This is a genomic window from Bacillus daqingensis (genome assembly GCF_042654445.1).
Taxonomy (GTDB): domain Bacteria; phylum Bacillota; class Bacilli; order Bacillales; family Salisediminibacteriaceae; genus Alkalicoccus; species Alkalicoccus luteus.
This window is the reverse complement of record NZ_JBHSGK010000017.1, coordinates 1-16,133: the sequence shown is the minus strand read 5'-3', so window position 1 is coordinate 16,133 and position 16,133 is coordinate 1. Positions and strand designations below refer to the sequence as shown.

Below are 16,133 nucleotides of genomic sequence, written 5' to 3'. Positions count from 1 at the left end.
TTCCCCTTATCTAGGATCATACATAAATGCAATGCCGAACCTTACATTTTTAGTTTGCCATAAACAGTGAAGACCGGCAATAATTAAGTTAACAAATATTAAGTTAAACATGATCAGCGCAAAGCCTATCACGCAAAGCCAGGCACTTTTTTCTCCTTGCCATCCTCTAGATAAGCGCAGATGGAGATACACCGCATAAATAAAAAGGTAATTAATGCCCATACTTCCTTTGGATCCCATCCCCAGAAGCGAGTCCAGGCAATCTGCGCCCAGATCATAGCGAAAATTAATCCTCCTAATGTAAATACAGGAAATCCAATCGCAATCGCACGGTAGCTGATTTCATCTACTGTCTGGGGATTCACGTTTCTGACGAGCGGCTGTAAGAGACCTGCCACAGGCTTTCGGAATCCAAACCGGAGACCACCGTATAAAAACAATCCTCCAATAATTGACCAAACGACAGTGTTCACATCATCACTGCGCACAAATTCCGGCATGTTAATGATAGGATTGAACCCCTGCTCTGAGGCAAGCTCTCCTTCATTCGGTCCTACAAGCGGAGGCAGGTAATAATCTATCGCATCTTCTTCTCCAAACTCATTTACGTAGTCAAACGTAGCCGTATATCCTGCAGCATTAAAGCCCATCCCTATTGCAATATAAGCAACCGTGGCAAGAAGGGTAAACATAATGAACTCAATGCCTTTAACTTTCTTTGAAGCCTTGGTAAAGTCAATCATGCGCACAAGATATAATACGCCGGCAGCAAACCCAATCGCTAAAATCCCCTGACCGATCGCTGTCGTGATTACATGGATGACACAGCCAGTTCGTCTGCAACGCAGGAATCAGCGGCTGTGCTTCACCAGGGAACATGGACCCGTAGGCAATTATCAGCATGACCACCGGCATCGTAAACAGTCCCAGGTAATTATTTTTATACATAGGATACATGATTACAAATGCGAGTGACATTGCAATTCCCAGTGCAATTGTATATTCATACATATTACTGACCGGAGCATGCCCCGTCGCCATCCAGCGGGTGATAAAATATGCAATCGCTGCTATGAGAGCCACTATCGCGCTGAGGTAGCCGAGTAACCCTGCTTTATTCTGCTCCTCTCCCGCTTTGTTTTTGAACTTTTTACCGGTGATTGAAACTGTAAAAAAGATAGTAGAAGCTAAATACAGACCGAAAGCAATATATAATAATGTACTGCTGAGTTCAAACATCCTATTTCCTGCCTCCTTCATTCAATTGCTCTTCTTGCTTTCTCGCTTCTTTCTCTTTTAGTTCTTTTTCTTCCTGTTCTTTATCTGCTTGGTCAACCACTTCAGGAAGCGCAACTTTGCCTCCTAAATAATCAATATCTTTTTTGAGCGTATGCCAGTTTTTATTCGTATGACCGGCTACGAAGAACTCTCCATCTTTTTGTTGAATCCAAATACGCCTGTGGAACCAGTAGGAACCTTGAACAAGTCCAATCATAAAAATCACACCGCCAGCCATAATAATCGGCAGCGTATGATCTCTTCGAATTGTTAAGCCTGTAAGATCAAGCATTTCAACACCCAGCATCCGGATTGTATGATCGCCTTCCCCGTTCAGCGCTTCATTTACCTGCACTCCAATCAGGCTGATTTCTCCTGTATCAACGGCAGGATCAGCGTCTGGTGGAAATAGTTCAAATATAATCCGTGGATTATCAGGAATTCGATTCATCGTAGTCGGCTCCCCATCATCATCTATATAAAAATTCGGAAAATATTCTATAATTTCAATCTGGTAACCATTATCAAACTCGTAAAACATCTCCGGGTCATTCAGGTCAACTTCAAATACTACGTCTTCCAATGCTTCTGCTTCTCCGTCTTCATCTTCCACTTCCACCCCAAAAGTAAAGGTAGCAAGCTCGTTTAAACGATAATCGACCTGGTATAAAGATATTCCTTCAAAAGTGAGCGGTTCATTTACCCGAATAGCGTGATCCCTCACTTCTTCCAGTTCTGTTTCACTGCCGATACTCCCTGCAGAGGTCCGCTTATACAAAGTAGCGTTCGTTTGATAATTGAATCAATTTCATAAATCTTTATTACAAAGTAACATCCAAATGTTGTGAATAATTTCCACTTCATCCGTTTTCTTTGAAGAGCATCTTCTTCTTTTTTCAAAAATACTTGTTAAATCACAGGAATACTACATTATAAAATTGACTCCCCTGCATATTCATTATTGTTACATGCTACTCCTTCATACTTTCTTCAATAAATTCAGGTATAATATTTTTATGTTTAACCATTGCAAATCAGATTATAGAGTTCGACTGTCTTTCAAAAGAAAGGATGCTTTCATTTCGAGTAAGAAAGTGGGAATAATTCACTCCTCTAAATTAGATAATTATGGATATATATATAATGAAATTCTAACCTTTTATTATCTTGGTTGGCTAGTGGATTTTTCTATTTTAAACGTGCATTTCTAAATATGTAACGAGGGGTAGAAAACATTCAAAGCTAAGACATCCCCCTTTAATAGGAGAACCAATAATTATTTATCTAGGGAAGAACGGTTGTTTGTGACATGAAAATGCTGATACTTCCATTCCTTGTTACACATTCCGAGAGTCATGTATAGAAACATCCATAGAAAACAAGAAAAGGAAAAATAATATCCGGGCAAAATATTACGTCTAGGAGTGTACACAATAATTGGCACCGAGAGAATTTACAATTTACTTCAGCTTTTCATGGGGAGGGGGCACTTGGATATAAAATCCACTTTAATAGTGGAATAATGAGAAAGCGCCGAGGTCTTATTGAATTTGTTAAAGTGCTGGGTTTTTTAAAGATGAAAGGGGCTCTGCGTTGAAATTATTTTTTTTCTTTCTATTAGTTTTATTCATTGGGGCAGGCTTTATTTATCAACAAGAATGGATTGTCTATTTCCACTCTGGTGATTGGGAGATTCTACAAAAAAAGATGGGTGAGAACTTATTAACCATACTGATTATCACCTTTGGATTTATGATGATGCAAAATATCTTTTCTATTCTTCCCTTTTTATTGCTTACAATGTTTAACATTTGGTTATTCGGTTTCTTTTATGGTTATATATGGAGTTTAATAGGAAATTTCTTAGGATCTGTATTGGTTTTTTATTTGGGCAGGTATGGTTTTCATAAATGGGGTATGAAATATAACCATCTCACAATCAAACAGAAAATTGAAAACAATGGGTTTAAATTTGTACTGTGGTTGCGGCTTTTTCCGTTCATGCCTGCTAGTGTAATTAATATTGGGTGTGGTTTGAGTAATATAAAAGCAAAAGATTATATTACAGCTACCTTTATTGGAAATACTATATTCGTTTTTATGCTTGCTTTATTTTCAGAAGGAGTTATCGCATTAGAATACCAATATACTATCTACATAGTTTTAACTATATTTCTGATACTAATTGGTAGTGCTCAAGTAAGGAAGGCAGTATTAAAAAGAAAAGATAAACAGAGACAACAATGTAAAAGTTATTTTTTAAACCTTTAAGTCTTTACAAGTTAAGATAAATTAAAAACTCTGTTTTTTCTTCTGTGCTTTTAACAGATACCCCCTCATGTAATTCAACTATTTCCTTTTTAATGGAGGGCTCTAAATATATTCTATTATCACTTTTTGCTTCCTTGATCTATCAACTTTATAAAAGCGACATCAGATATGTTTTACTTCCTTTTACAGTATACTTCTTCCCGTAGCTTTGATTAAACGTCCAGAAATAGTACAAATGCAACACATTTATGTATCATAGTAATGGCTATTACTTCAATATATTAATTTCAAATATACAATTAAAGGTGGGGATTCGTTGTTTTACCAATTAGTGGAGCAAATCAGCGCATTTTTTCGAGAACCTTTTATGAATGCGGCAAATAGCGTTGAAACAATCCCCCTATTGTTTGCCTTAGCGCTAGGGGTTGTAGGAGCTTTAGCACCTTGTCAATTTTCAGGAAATGTAAGTGCGATTACTCTCTACGGTTCAAAGTCTCTCAACAAAGGGATCTCTTGGTCCAATACATTTTTTTATACGCTCGGAAAAATTACAGCTTTTACATTGCTCGGAAGCATCGTTTGGATAATTGGACAAGAATTCCAAAGAGAGTTGACACCCTATTTCCCTTGGATCAGAAGGATATTAGGGCCCATATTAATATTCGTCGGACTCTATATGCTTGGATTTTTTACGATGCGTTGGACAATGAAATTGTGGAAATCGCAAAATTATGAGGCGGGTAAGAGACAAAGAAAAGGAAATTGGGGCGCTTTTATGTTGGGTTTTAGTTTTTCACTTGGATTTTGCCCCACGATGTTCATTTTATTTTTCGTGTTACTTATGCCTGTTACTTTTTCCACTGCATATGGAGTGATTTTACCAGGAATTTTCGCTATAGGCACCACGCTGCCTCTCTTGATAGTAATATTTATCATTTGGTATTTGGGAATTGGAGGCGCTATATTAAAACAGGGAAGAAAGTTAGGTAGCTTAGTGCAACGTCTCGCGGGGGGATTCATGATCTTCATCGGCATATTAGATATGATGACATTTTGGTAATGCGAAAAAGATGATTTTCTCTCCTTTCTCAACTTGTTGAATCAACTACTAATTTTCACTAGTGCTTCGTGACGCAAATAAATAGTTACACCTCCAATCGTCCTCCTTTATAAGTCCAAAGAAATGGTTTAGCCAGGTGTTGATTACAAAATGCGATGGATTCACTTAATTGATGGATTAGGTCTTCCACGGAAAGAAAGCTGGCTCTCGGATTGATTAATGCACGGCAGAGAATGCTAAATCATCATGCAATTTGTTGGAGTCCGGAACATTATTTCGGTGTATAAATCACACGGATACGACGATGCTCCCTCTCCGTTAAATTTTTCGTTTAAAGCTTCCTGATAAACTTGGCATACTTGCCTGACCTGTTCTTGATATTTTTCCGGATCTTCCACGATTGTATGTAATCAAACCCTACTTTGAGGAGGTTTCAAATCCGCTGATTTTTAAAAACGAAAAACACTGCTCGCGGAAATATTTTCTACTATCCCTTCGTTTTCGTCTTGCCGTGCGTGTTTTCCAAGTGTTCAGTGGCTGAAGGGAAGCCCTTTTTCTAGCGGTGTTCTAATTGTCTGAGAAGAAACCTGGTTTGCCGGAGCTAACTATCACTGATCACGGAATAAATGGGGATATTTACCGCGTGAATCCTTTCGGCCTCACGCGGTAAAGCTTCTGCGGATTCTTCCTAACGATTACGCCATTTCTTAACGCGATTTGTTTGTTATTCATTCTGCCACTTTCATGATAATCAATGCACGGGTTTTAAGATGAAGTGAGGTTTGGTCCCTGCCATAAGTTCATCAAGAATATAATGCTGTTTTCACTTCATTCAATGGTTGCAGCTTGTCGTACGACCATTCTTATCACCCCATATTGATAATTCTCTATTCGAGGTAACATGGAGGTGATGGAGGAATTCAACAATTGTGCACTAGTATGTTCCAGCATAATCTGCAAAGTCTTTTGTTTATGAAGAAACTTTTAATAATCTTGCATTAATCGCAACGATGATGGTACTGAGCGACATTAATACTGCTCCAGCTGCGGGAGTGAGCAGAATGCCAAATGTATAGAGAACACCCGCTGCCAGTGGGAGTGCGACAATATTATATCCCGCAGCCCACCAGAGGTTTTGGATCATTTTGCGATATGTGGCGCGAGACAATTTTAATAACGCGACTACGTCCTGCGGATCACTTCTCACTAAAATGACATCTGCCGATTCCATCGCTACATCGGTTCCTGCCCCGATGGCAATGCCTAAATCCGCATTGGCAAGCGCAGGTGCATCATTCACCCCGTCTCCTGTCATTGCTACTTTCCAACCTTTTGCTTGAATTTCTTTGATTTTTTCCGCTTTTTCATGAGGAAGCACGCCGGCATATACTTCTTCCAGGTCGAGCTGTCTTCCTACCCATTCTGCCACCTTTTGATTATCTCCGGTGAGCATGATTGATTTAATCCCCATGTCTTTTAATGCTGCCACGGCTTTCTTAGAGCTTTCCCGTACTTGATCGGCGAGGGCGATCATGGCAGCGTAATTGTCATTAATAAGCACAAACACTACTGTCTTTCCTTCCTCGGATAATGCTTCAAATTCTTCCTTTGGATAAGTAATGTCCGCTTCCTCCATATATCCCGGACTTACCACCATCACTTTCTTCCCGTTCACCGTGCCTTGCAGTCCCTTCCCAGTCAAAGAAGTAAAGTCGTCAGGAGAAGAAAACGATACATGCTTATCTTTTGCTGCTTCGACAATTCCTTTTGCAATCGGATGTGCCGATTGTGATTCCACAGAAGCCGCCAGGGAAAGAATTTCCTCTTTCTCTCCATCGTTTGCTGTCAGAAAATCTGTAATCCCAAATTCCCCTTTGGTCAGCGTGCCTGTTTTATCAAATACCACCGCGTCTAAATACCGGCCTTCTTCAAAATTGGTGCGATTTCGTATCAGCAGTCCTTTTTTCGCAGACAGACTTGTTGATACTGCCGTAACTAAAGGCGTCGCAAGCCCCAATGCATGCGGGCAGGCAATGACCATCACGGTGACCATTCGTTCAATAGAAAACTGTACGGAAAATCCGGCAGTCAGCCAGATAACGAGCGTAGCGGAGCCAGCAAGCACTGCTACATAAAATAACAGCTTTGCAGCGCGATTCGCCAGGTTCTGTGCACGGGACTTGGACTCCTGCGCTTCTTGCACCATGGTAATGACTTGAGAAAGATAGCTTTCTTCTCCCGTTTTATTCACTGTAACTGTCAGTGATCCTTCTCCGTTTACGGATCCTCCAATGACCTGATCTTCCATTTCTTTGAGAATAGGAACAGATTCTCCGGTCAGACTGGATTCGTCTACTTCAGAAGAGCCTTTGATGATTTCTCCATCTACCGGTACTTTTTCCCCGGGTTTAATCAGCACCTGCTGGCCGGGATGCAGATCAGAAACGGCTACTTCCCGCGTGCTCCCATCCTGCTCTAACAAGTGAGCGGTGGAGGGCATAAACCTCACTAATTCTTCCAAAGCATTGGATGCTCCCATAATCGACTTCATCTCTATCCAATGGCCGAGCAGCATAATCACGATGAGGGTAGAAAGCTCCCAGTACATTTCGTGCCCTGGAACACCGAATACAACCGCTGTGCTGTAAAAATACGCGACGGAAATGGCAAAAGCGATCAGCGTCATCATCCCAGGCGCTTTTTGTTTCGCTTCCTGGAATACCCCTTTTAAAAACGGCCATCCTCCGTAAAAGTACACCACACTGGAAAGCGCAAAAAGAATGAACATGTCTCCCTGAAAGCGCCAATCTACTCCGATAAAGGACTGTATCATGGGAGAAAGAAGTAAAATAGGGACCATAAAGATCAGAGAAACATAAAATCTCTGTTTAAATTCGTTTTCGTGATGTGCGTGCCCTTCGGAATGATTTTCGTGAGCATGATCTTCTGATGCCTCATGCTGATGGTGCTGATGATCATTCATTGAATTCCGCTCCTTTCTAAGTGTTTTGCTTCTCTATTATCGTTACAAGGTGCAACATTCCTTATTCTTTCATTTACATTTTTATTAATTAGATCCTGTTAAAATCATGAACATCAACTTTGTTATAAATTACGCAGTAACTGACTTAAATTTTCTCAGTCTTAAAGTGTTTAACACTACTGAAACGGAGCTGAGCGCCATCGCTAAGCCGGCAAGCATAGGATTGAGGAGAAGACCAAACACCGGGAACAACGCTCCAGCAGCTACCGGGATCAGCACAATATTGTAACCAAATGCCCATCCGAGGTTTTGGTGTATCATACGCATGGTAGTTCTGGAAAGTTTGATCGCTGTAGCGACTTTTGCAATGTCCCCCTTCATCAGAGTGATGTTTGCGGTTTCCATCGCTACGTCTGTACCGGTACCGATCGCCATGCCGACATCCGCCTGCGCAAGTGCCGGGGCATCGTTGATTCCGTCGCCGACCATAGCGACAATTTTTCCTTCTTTCTGCAGCTTTTTAATCGCTTCTGCCTTATGCTCGGGTAACACTTGTGCAATATAATCATCAATTCCGGCTTCTCGCGCGATTGCCGCAGCCGTATCTTCATGATCTCCAGTGATCATTAGAACTTCCAGCCCCATTTCCTGGAGCGTTCGCACAGATTGTTTTGCATTTTCTTTCAAAGTGTCTGCTACGGCAACAATACCTGCTATCTGCCCGTCCACTGCCGCAAACATCGGTGTCTTGCCAGATTTTGCAAGCTCCACGCTCTCGCTGTTGATAGAAGCTGTATCCACCCCGCGGTCCTGCATCAGCTTTTCGTTGCCGATCAGAACTTTTTTTCCATTCCACACGGCTTCAATTCCATGACCGGTAATCGATTGAAAACGTTCCGGTTCGATCAGTGAAAGACCCTCTTCTTTGGCTGCTTCCACAATCGCTTCCCCTAATGGATGCTCGGAGCTGTTTTCCACCGAAGCTGCCATCTGCAACAGTTCTTCCTCCGGCAGCATGCCGGAAAGTATCAAATCTGTGACGACAGGCTTTCCTTTCGTAATCGTACCTGTTTTATCAAAAACGACAGTATCCACTTTCTTTATACGCTCCAGGCTCGTCGCGTCCTTGATCAGGATGCCGTTTTCTGCTCCTTTTTCCGTTCCCACCATAATCGCTGTCGGTGTCGCAAGCCCAAGGGCACACGGACAAGCAATGATCAACACAGCGATAAAGGTCGTAAGCGACATAATCATAGCCGGCTCCGGTCCGAACAGAAACCAGACAACCGCGCTGCCGAGAGCAATCAGCACTACGGCCGGCACAAAATAAGCAGCAATTACATCGACAATTCTCTGGATTGGTGCTTTAGAACCCTGCGCTTCATTCACCATCCGGATAATCTGCGAAAGCATCGTATCCTTTCCGACTTTGGAAGCCTTCATCGTAAAACTTCCGGATTTATTGAGGGTCGCACCGATCACCTCATCCTTCACCTGTTTTTCCACTGGCAGGGACTCGCCCGTAATCATAGACTCATCGACAGAGGAGGTCCCTTTGATGATCCGACCGTCTACCGGAACACGCTCCCCGGGACGCACTTGGATCTCATCGTCGATCTGCACTTCCTCTACTGGAATTTCTTTTTGTTCTCCCCCGCGTATTACGCGCGCCGTTTTTGCCTGCATGTTCATGAGCTTTTTGATCGCAGTCGACGTTTCTCCTTTTGCTTTTGCTTCGAGATAACGGCCCACGAGAATAAGTGTAGTGATGACCGTGGTGACATCGTAGTACAACTCATTTGGAAAGCCGAGTCCTGTTAAATAGGCTGGGAAAAGCGTCAGTGCCCCACTGTAAAACCATGCGGCTGTCGTTCCCATTGCGACAAGCACATTCATATCTGCCGAACCGCTCTTTAATACTTTATAGCTGTTGGTGTAAAAACGGCGCCCCGGACCGAGCTGCACATAGGAGGTAAGCAAAAGAAGCACGAACGGGCTTGCAAGAAACGCCGGTACCCAGTCCCCCCAGTGCGGCATCATGTGCGGAATACTCCCTATCAGAACGATGGCTGTTACCAGGCTGCTCCAAAACACACTTTTCTTAAGAGAATCCGTCTCCAGTTTCTCTTCCCCGGAACGGTCCTTCACCTCGTCACTTCCTTGCAATTCTGCCCCGTATCCAAGCTTTTCGACGGCTTGAATAATCTGCTCGCTCGTCACATCGTCCTCTACCCAAACCTGCGCGCTGTGCGAAGCAAGGTTTACCTGGGCTTCTTCAACGCCATCTACTTTATAAATAGATTTCTCCACCCGGTTGACGCATGAAGCACACGTCATACCACTCACAGAGACATTAATTTTATTCACAGCAATTCCTCCTCTACCTGTTTTGTACAATACCTGGGTATAGTATATAAATAGTTAAAAAAGATGGCCGGCTGTTTTTTCCTGAACAGCGGCTAACCTCATTGATCAATAACCTTCTGTCTAGCAGTGATGATTCTGACACTTACACTGTCCTGGAACACAGCTGCACGGGACCTCCTCTACAGCATCTTTTTTCTTACTCTCCAATGTTTTTTCCAAATTCTCTATATCCTTGAAGCTTAAAGGTGCTTTGGAAATTACATCCACAATCGTATTGCCAATTTCCTTGTCACACATACGTTCCAGAAGTTCATGAAGCATTTTTTTGGTTATTTCGCTTTCACTGACATTGGCGGAATATATATACTTCTTTCCTTCTGTTTCCGTATGAAGCATTTCTTTCTTTACAAGTCTGCCAATAAAGGTTTTCGTTGTAGCTGGTTTCCAATCCATTTTTTGCTGGAGCACGTTGATGATTTCTTTACTCGTGACTTTTTCGTGAGCCCAGGCGACACGCATTACTTCCCATTCTGCATCAGTGATATTATAATCTATTTGCGTATTCATGTTTTCATCCCCCTTTTCGTTTACGTTTGTAATCGTTATATTTAGTCTACAATTGTAAACGATTAATGTCAAGGTATTTTACTAGTTTCTAAAGAATGTGGATGACAGAAATCAAACGTTCGTAAAAGTACACTCTAAACCTGCAAGTCGAGGTATTTTAAAAATCCTGATATAACTGTGACTTTTGACTTTATTTTGCACTTATTTAAGTGATATTTTGCACTAAAATTAAGCCGATATCTCACATTAAAAGAGAGATATCGGCTTATAAAATTTTCTATTAAAATAGGAATGAGAACAGAGCGTTGAATGTGCCATTTTCAAATAGGATATAAATTCCTAATCCTATAAAGACGATTGGAACGATCCAACGTTCATATTTTTCGATTTTATCTGAAACAAAATTCAAGGAAGCCAATCGATAGCTGATTAGACATAGAACACCAACCATGATCATGAAAACAATGACGGCAATAATGATTTCCATCATATTTAAAGTCGTAAAGTACGGTATATAGATAGCGAAATCATCCGCACTGGAAGCCAGTACAATGAAAGTGACCGTTATGAATAATTGATTGAATCTGCCTGAAGAGAAAAGGGAGAGAATGTTGCCTTCATCTTCGTCTTCTTCCCCTTTGATCCATATTTTGATACCCAGGTAAAGTGGCAGCAATCCAAGCAGGCCGATCATCCATTGTTGAGGAATAAAATTGGCTACTCCCAATGCGACCAGAAGACTTGCGCCTATAATAATGACTGTCCCTATATATTGTCCAATCCAAATATGTTTTATTTGATTACTCTTTTTGATCTGCGAAAACAGAAGAATCAATATAACGAGGTAGTCGATTCCTGTCGCTACATAAACGGCAGCAGCTGTAAATGCCGTTACAATCATAGTTCCAACTCCAATTTTTCAGCATCAGTACTTTTATTTATCTGGGAAGAACCCAAGCTTAATTCATCTTCCTTCACACGCATAAGCCTCAAACCATTCATGGCCACCACTAAAGTGGCACCCATGTCCGAGAGAATCGCAATCCATAGTGTCAGCCATCCTGGGATGACCAACAATAGAGCAATCAGTTTGATTCCAATGGCAAAAGCGATATTCGCTTTGATGATGTTCAATGTTTTACGGCTAAGTTTGATGGTAAAGGGCAGTTTCCTCAGGTCATCGCCCATTAAAGCGACATCTGCTGTTTCAAGAGCGGTATCTGTACCGGCGCCACCCATAGCGATACCAACGGTGGAAGCTGCCAGCGCCGGGGCGTCATTGACCCCATCGCCGACCATGCCTACATGACGATAATCAGTTTTTAGTTGCTTGATTACGTCTAGTTTATCCTGCGGGAGTAATTCAGATTGAATATCTGTGACACCGACATGTGAACCAATCGCACGGGCAGTACTATGATTATCCCCCGTAAGCATGACTGTTTTTTCGATGCCTACCTGATGCAGCTTCTGGATTACCGCTTTACTTGATTCGCGGACTTCATCCGCGACTGCAATAATTGCCTGAACTGTATTTTTCGTTCCTGCAACCATAACGGTCTTACCTTGTTCTTGAAGTGTTTTGACATCACTTTTAATTGCATCATTGAAATTATCTGCCTCTATCTCTTCAAATAATGCCGGGCTGCCAACGTAATACATTTCATTATTGATTTTGCCCCGTATCCCTTTGCCTGTAATGGAAGAAAAGTCTTCGACAAAGATATCAGAATAAGGAAGGTTATAACTGTCTGCCTTCTTTATAATCGCGGATGCCAATGGATGCTGAGAACGATCTTCCAATGCTGTGATGACTGCCAGCATTTCCTTTTCATCAATTGCATTGTCGATTAAACGATAATCGGTTACAACCGGGACGCCCTTTGTGAGTGTGCCGGTCTTATCAAATGCAATGGCTTTTAATCCACCCATTTCTTCGAGGTAGACCCCGCCTTTTATAAGGACTCCCTTCTTGGCAGCGTTTCCGATTGCTGAAACAATCGCTATCGGCGTGGAAATCACCAATGCACATGGACACCCTACAACGAGAACCGCTAACCCTTGATACACCCAAGTGGACCAACTCGCACCGAAAAATAACGGGGGTACAATCGCAACCAGCACTGCGACACCCATAATGGCAGGCGTATAATATTTTGCAAATTTATCAACGAATGCCTGGGCAGGAGCACGCTCACCTTGTGCTTCTTCCACCAGATGAATGATTTTGGCAATGGTCGTATCTTCAACCAATTTAGTGATTTTAACCTCCAGTAAGCCTTCTTCGTTCAGTGTCCCTGCAAATACTTCATCATCGAGCGATTTTTCAACCGGCACTGATTCACCTGTGATTGCTGCCTGGTTGATTGCAGAGTAGCCATTGACAATTACGCCGTCCATAGCAATTTTCTGTCCAGGCTTAACAATCATGATATCGCCCACAGCAATATCATTGACGTGCACTGTCATTTCCTGTCCGTTGCGTCTGACAAGTGCCTCTTTAGGAGCAATATCCATCAATGAACTGATGGATTGCCTTGCTCGATCCATCGAGAAACGCTCCAACGCTTCGCTGATGGCAAACAAGATGACCACGATTGCGACCTCGGCCCATTCTCCGATGATGACACCGCCAATCACTGCGACTGTCATCAGGGTTCGCATATCAAATTCAAACCGGACTAAATTCTGGAGACCCGTTTTCAGCATTGAAGCCCCTCCGACAATCATGGAAGTGATGAATAGCAGCGGTGTAAGAATATTGTCATCACCATTCACCAACATTGAAATGAAGCCAAAAGCGATAAACAGTAGCGAATAGAGCAGAGTGCTGTGCTTTTTATAAAATGGAATGGTTACTTCCTTTTCTTTTTTGTCTTGTCCACTTTCTTCCCGGGATTTCTCAGGCACCACTATGAGATTTTCAAATGCTCCTGCTTCTTCCAGTTCCTCAACCGTTGCAGAACCATATACAGAAATTTTTGATGCGCCAAAATTCACCTTCGCATCTTGAACTTCAGGTAGTTTCTTCACATTGTTCTCAAATGTGCCAGCACAGTTCGCACAGGAAAACCCCTGAACACGGTAAACTTTTTTTTCTTTATTTACTTCTGGTTGCGTTTGACGCCTAGACTTTTCAGGCACCACTTTGAGGTTTTCAAATGCCCCTGCTTCTTCCAGTTCCTCAACTGTTGCAGAACCATATACAGAAATTTTTGATGCGCCAAAATTCACCTTCGCATCTTGAACTTCAGGTAGTTTCTTCACATTGCGCTCAAATTTCCCTGCACAGTTCGCACAGGAAAACCCCTGAACACGGTAAACTTTTTTTTCTTCTTCAGTCAGCTCTGCAATCCCTTCAGACATTGGTTATCACTTCTTTCCTATGTATTATTGCAATCGTCATGATTTCTTTAATATGCTGATCTTCCAGAGAATAGAACGCGAGTTTCCCTTCTTTCCTGAATGTAACGATGCCTTCTTTGTAGAGCGTGCGTAAATGATGAGATGCATTTGCTACAGTCACACCGAGTATATTTGCGATGTCACAGACGCATAATTCCTCTTCCTTGCATAAGGAATAGGTGATTTTTGCCCTATTCACATCGGCAATAGCCTTAAGCATCTGTGATATACCGGCAATATCAACAGTTTGTAAATTCTCTTGCATCCAAACAACCTTTTCTTCGTCATAACAAAAAACTTCACATGTTTCTTTCTTATTCATACATACACCTCGTCATTCAAATATTTGTTTGAATATAGTATATCATCTTGTTTTCTTTATTCAAGCAGATGTTTGAATAATAATAAATTTGTATAAGTTTTTCGCGACATAGAAAGAATTTTCTGAAATAAAGCTGAAAGAAATTACGATATCGTAAGTGAACTTTATTGTGATAAATAATTTATTCGTTCTTAAAAGTACACTTTTCCGAACGCTTACTCCGTATAGAAAATATGCCTGTTTTATCGTTCGCAAAAGTGTAAAATGACTTTATGAACGTTCGCGATTTTACCAACATATTTACGGACATATTATGGTATAATTTAACAATAAGACTATACTAAAAGGTAGATGATAGAAATTTATGAAAAAAAGAAAATTTGGATATATACGAGTAAGTAGTAAAGATCAAAATGAAAGCAGACAAATAATTTCCATGGAAAAATTAGGTATTAACAGTCGAGATATTTTTATTGATAAGGCGAGTGGGAAAGATTTCCAAAGAGAACAGTATCAATTATTAAAACGAGTGCTTCGAAAAGAAGATGTGCTCTATATTCATTCCTTGGATCGCTTTGGAAGAAACAAAGAGGAAATTTTAGGGGAATGGAACGAAATCACCAAAGAGATTCAAGCAGATATTGTAGTTCTTGATATGCCTCTTCTGGATACCACCCAGTATAAAGACAGCATGGGAACATTTATTGCGGATTTGGTTTTGCAGATTCTTTCCTGGGTCGCTCAAGATGAACGAGAACGTATTCGTAAGCGGCAGCGAGAAGGCATTGATGCAGCATTAAATAATGGAGAGCCTTATGGACGACCGACAGTCGAAATTTCAGAAGATTTTCTAGAAGTTTATGCAAGCTGGAAACAAGGTCACGTGACTGCTACCCGTGCTATGAGAGAAACAGGGGTAAAGAAGACCACATTCTATAAATTAGTGAAACAAATCGAAGAATTAAAAAACAAATAATGATTTCTCTTTATATAGAGGAAACTTGATTGGATCAATTGACAATAAGAGATTGATCCAATATTATGATATCAAGAGGTGATATCACTGGCCCCTAAGAAATTAAATAACAAACACTCGAAAACACTCCAAAAAATTTTCACAGATCCCGTCTAATCAGACATCCCATGGTCAGACATCGAATCGTTGTTTCGAGCGGCTGGAGGCGAAATCAGCGAAGGTCGCGGCTCTCGTGTTCGCGTGAAGTTGAATGGGCGATTTGCTGTATTCCATCGTCCGCATCCGGAAAGAGTGACTGATAAAGGTGCCGTCAAATCTGTGAGGAAATTTTTAGAGGAAGCAGGTGTAACAGAATGACTATATTGACTTATAAAGGGTATACCGGCGTCATTGACCTTGATGTTGATGAAGGCATATTGCATGGAGAAGTTGTAGACCTGAAAGATACCATTACCTTTCAAGGGGAAACTATTCCTGAGATGAAAAAAGCGTTTCATGATTCTGTGGATAATTATCTTGATTTTTGTGCATCTGAAGGCGTACAACCAGAGAAACCTTTTTCAGGTAATTTTATGCTGCGAGTAGGCCCAAGACGCCACAAGTTCATCAATAAAGCGGCCTTACATTCAGGGGAAAGTATAAATGTATGGGCATCTAAAAAATTAATGGAAGCTGCACTCGATGAGTTGGAAGAGGTAGAGAGACACGAGAAAAATGATTTAGAAAAAGTGTAATTGAATTAGAAAAATTTGTGGTAGTAGGCTCTGAGCTAAGAATGTTTAGTTTAGAGCCTATTATTGTTTTAGAAAAATATATCTACTAATATTGGAATATAAGACTCGAGTTCGACAGTAAATAGGCACATTTCCGCTTTTCTGGACCTCATGGTCCACTCCTGACAAGG

Annotated in this window: 11 protein-coding genes and 2 pseudogenes; 5 read left to right on the top strand and 8 right to left on the bottom strand. The window is 41.4% G+C overall.

Annotated elements, in window-relative coordinates; all coding sequences use genetic code 11:
• Positions 1-6 precede the first annotated feature (6 nt).
• Positions 7-1,239 (bottom strand): annotated as a pseudogene (gene ccsB, locus ACFO4L_RS14570) (c-type cytochrome biogenesis protein CcsB).
• A 1-nt stretch (position 1,240) separates the two neighbouring features.
• Positions 1,241-2,062, bottom strand: a pseudogene (locus tag ACFO4L_RS14565) (cytochrome c biogenesis ResB family protein); the annotation flags it as partial.
• A gap of 809 nt (positions 2,063-2,871) precedes the next feature.
• Here ACFO4L_RS14565 and ACFO4L_RS14560 point away from each other — a divergent pair.
• Both ACFO4L_RS14560 and ACFO4L_RS14555 read left to right on the top strand, forming a co-directional pair.
• Positions 2,872-3,549, top strand: a complete 678-nt coding sequence (locus ACFO4L_RS14560; protein WP_246238148.1) for a TVP38/TMEM64 family protein — start codon at positions 2,872-2,874, stop codon at positions 3,547-3,549.
• Between the two features lie 367 nt (positions 3,550-3,916).
• Positions 3,917-4,609 (top strand): urease accessory protein UreH domain-containing protein, encoded by a 693-nt coding sequence (locus ACFO4L_RS14555; protein WP_168006301.1) that lies wholly within the window; start codon positions 3,917-3,919, stop codon positions 4,607-4,609.
• Between the two features lie 970 nt (positions 4,610-5,579).
• Here the strand turns inward: ACFO4L_RS14555 and ACFO4L_RS14550 are convergent.
• The 6 genes from ACFO4L_RS14550 to ACFO4L_RS14525 form a co-directional block, all read right to left on the bottom strand.
• Positions 5,580-7,592, bottom strand: coding sequence for a copper-translocating P-type ATPase (locus ACFO4L_RS14550; RefSeq protein WP_168006049.1), 2,013 nt, complete (start codon positions 7,590-7,592; stop codon positions 5,580-5,582).
• A 129-nt stretch (positions 7,593-7,721) separates the two neighbouring features.
• Positions 7,722-9,959, bottom strand: a complete 2,238-nt coding sequence (locus tag ACFO4L_RS14545) for a heavy metal translocating P-type ATPase (protein ID WP_377910391.1) — start codon at positions 9,957-9,959, stop codon at positions 7,722-7,724.
• A gap of 120 nt (positions 9,960-10,079) precedes the next feature.
• Positions 10,080-10,526: a CopY/TcrY family copper transport repressor gene (locus ACFO4L_RS14540; RefSeq protein ID WP_168006047.1), complete on the bottom strand. Its 447-nt coding sequence runs from the start codon at positions 10,524-10,526 to the stop codon at positions 10,080-10,082.
• 280 nt (positions 10,527-10,806) lie between these two features.
• The gene (locus ACFO4L_RS14535) at positions 10,807-11,427 is read right to left on the bottom strand and encodes a CadD family cadmium resistance transporter (RefSeq protein ID WP_168006045.1); all 621 of its coding nucleotides are present in this window, start codon (positions 11,425-11,427) and stop codon (positions 10,807-10,809) included.
• The gene (locus ACFO4L_RS14530; protein ID WP_377910390.1) at positions 11,424-13,892 is read right to left on the bottom strand and encodes a heavy metal translocating P-type ATPase; all 2,469 of its coding nucleotides are present in this window, start codon (positions 13,890-13,892) and stop codon (positions 11,424-11,426) included. The genes ACFO4L_RS14535 and ACFO4L_RS14530 overlap by 4 nt, the downstream gene beginning before the upstream one ends.
• A complete protein-coding gene (locus ACFO4L_RS14525) occupies positions 13,885-14,253 on the bottom strand; it encodes an ArsR/SmtB family transcription factor (protein WP_377910389.1) in 369 nt (122 codons plus the stop codon). Before ACFO4L_RS14525 ends, ACFO4L_RS14530 begins: the two co-directional genes overlap by 8 nt.
• A gap of 364 nt (positions 14,254-14,617) precedes the next feature.
• On the opposite strand from ACFO4L_RS14525, the gene ACFO4L_RS14520 reads away from it, so the two are divergent.
• The 3 genes from ACFO4L_RS14520 to ACFO4L_RS14510 all read left to right on the top strand — a co-directional run bounded on the left by ACFO4L_RS14520 (position 14,618) and on the right by ACFO4L_RS14510 (position 15,963).
• On the top strand, positions 14,618-15,229 hold the full coding sequence (locus tag ACFO4L_RS14520; RefSeq protein WP_377910388.1) for a recombinase family protein: 612 nt from the start codon (positions 14,618-14,620) through the stop codon (positions 15,227-15,229).
• A gap of 162 nt (positions 15,230-15,391) precedes the next feature.
• Positions 15,392-15,586, top strand: coding sequence for a type II toxin-antitoxin system HicA family toxin (locus ACFO4L_RS14515; protein ID WP_168006297.1), 195 nt, complete (start codon positions 15,392-15,394; stop codon positions 15,584-15,586).
• Positions 15,583-15,963, top strand: coding sequence for a type II toxin-antitoxin system HicB family antitoxin (locus ACFO4L_RS14510; protein WP_377910387.1), 381 nt, complete (start codon positions 15,583-15,585; stop codon positions 15,961-15,963). The genes ACFO4L_RS14515 and ACFO4L_RS14510 overlap by 4 nt, the downstream gene beginning before the upstream one ends.
• Positions 15,964-16,133 lie beyond the last annotated feature (170 nt).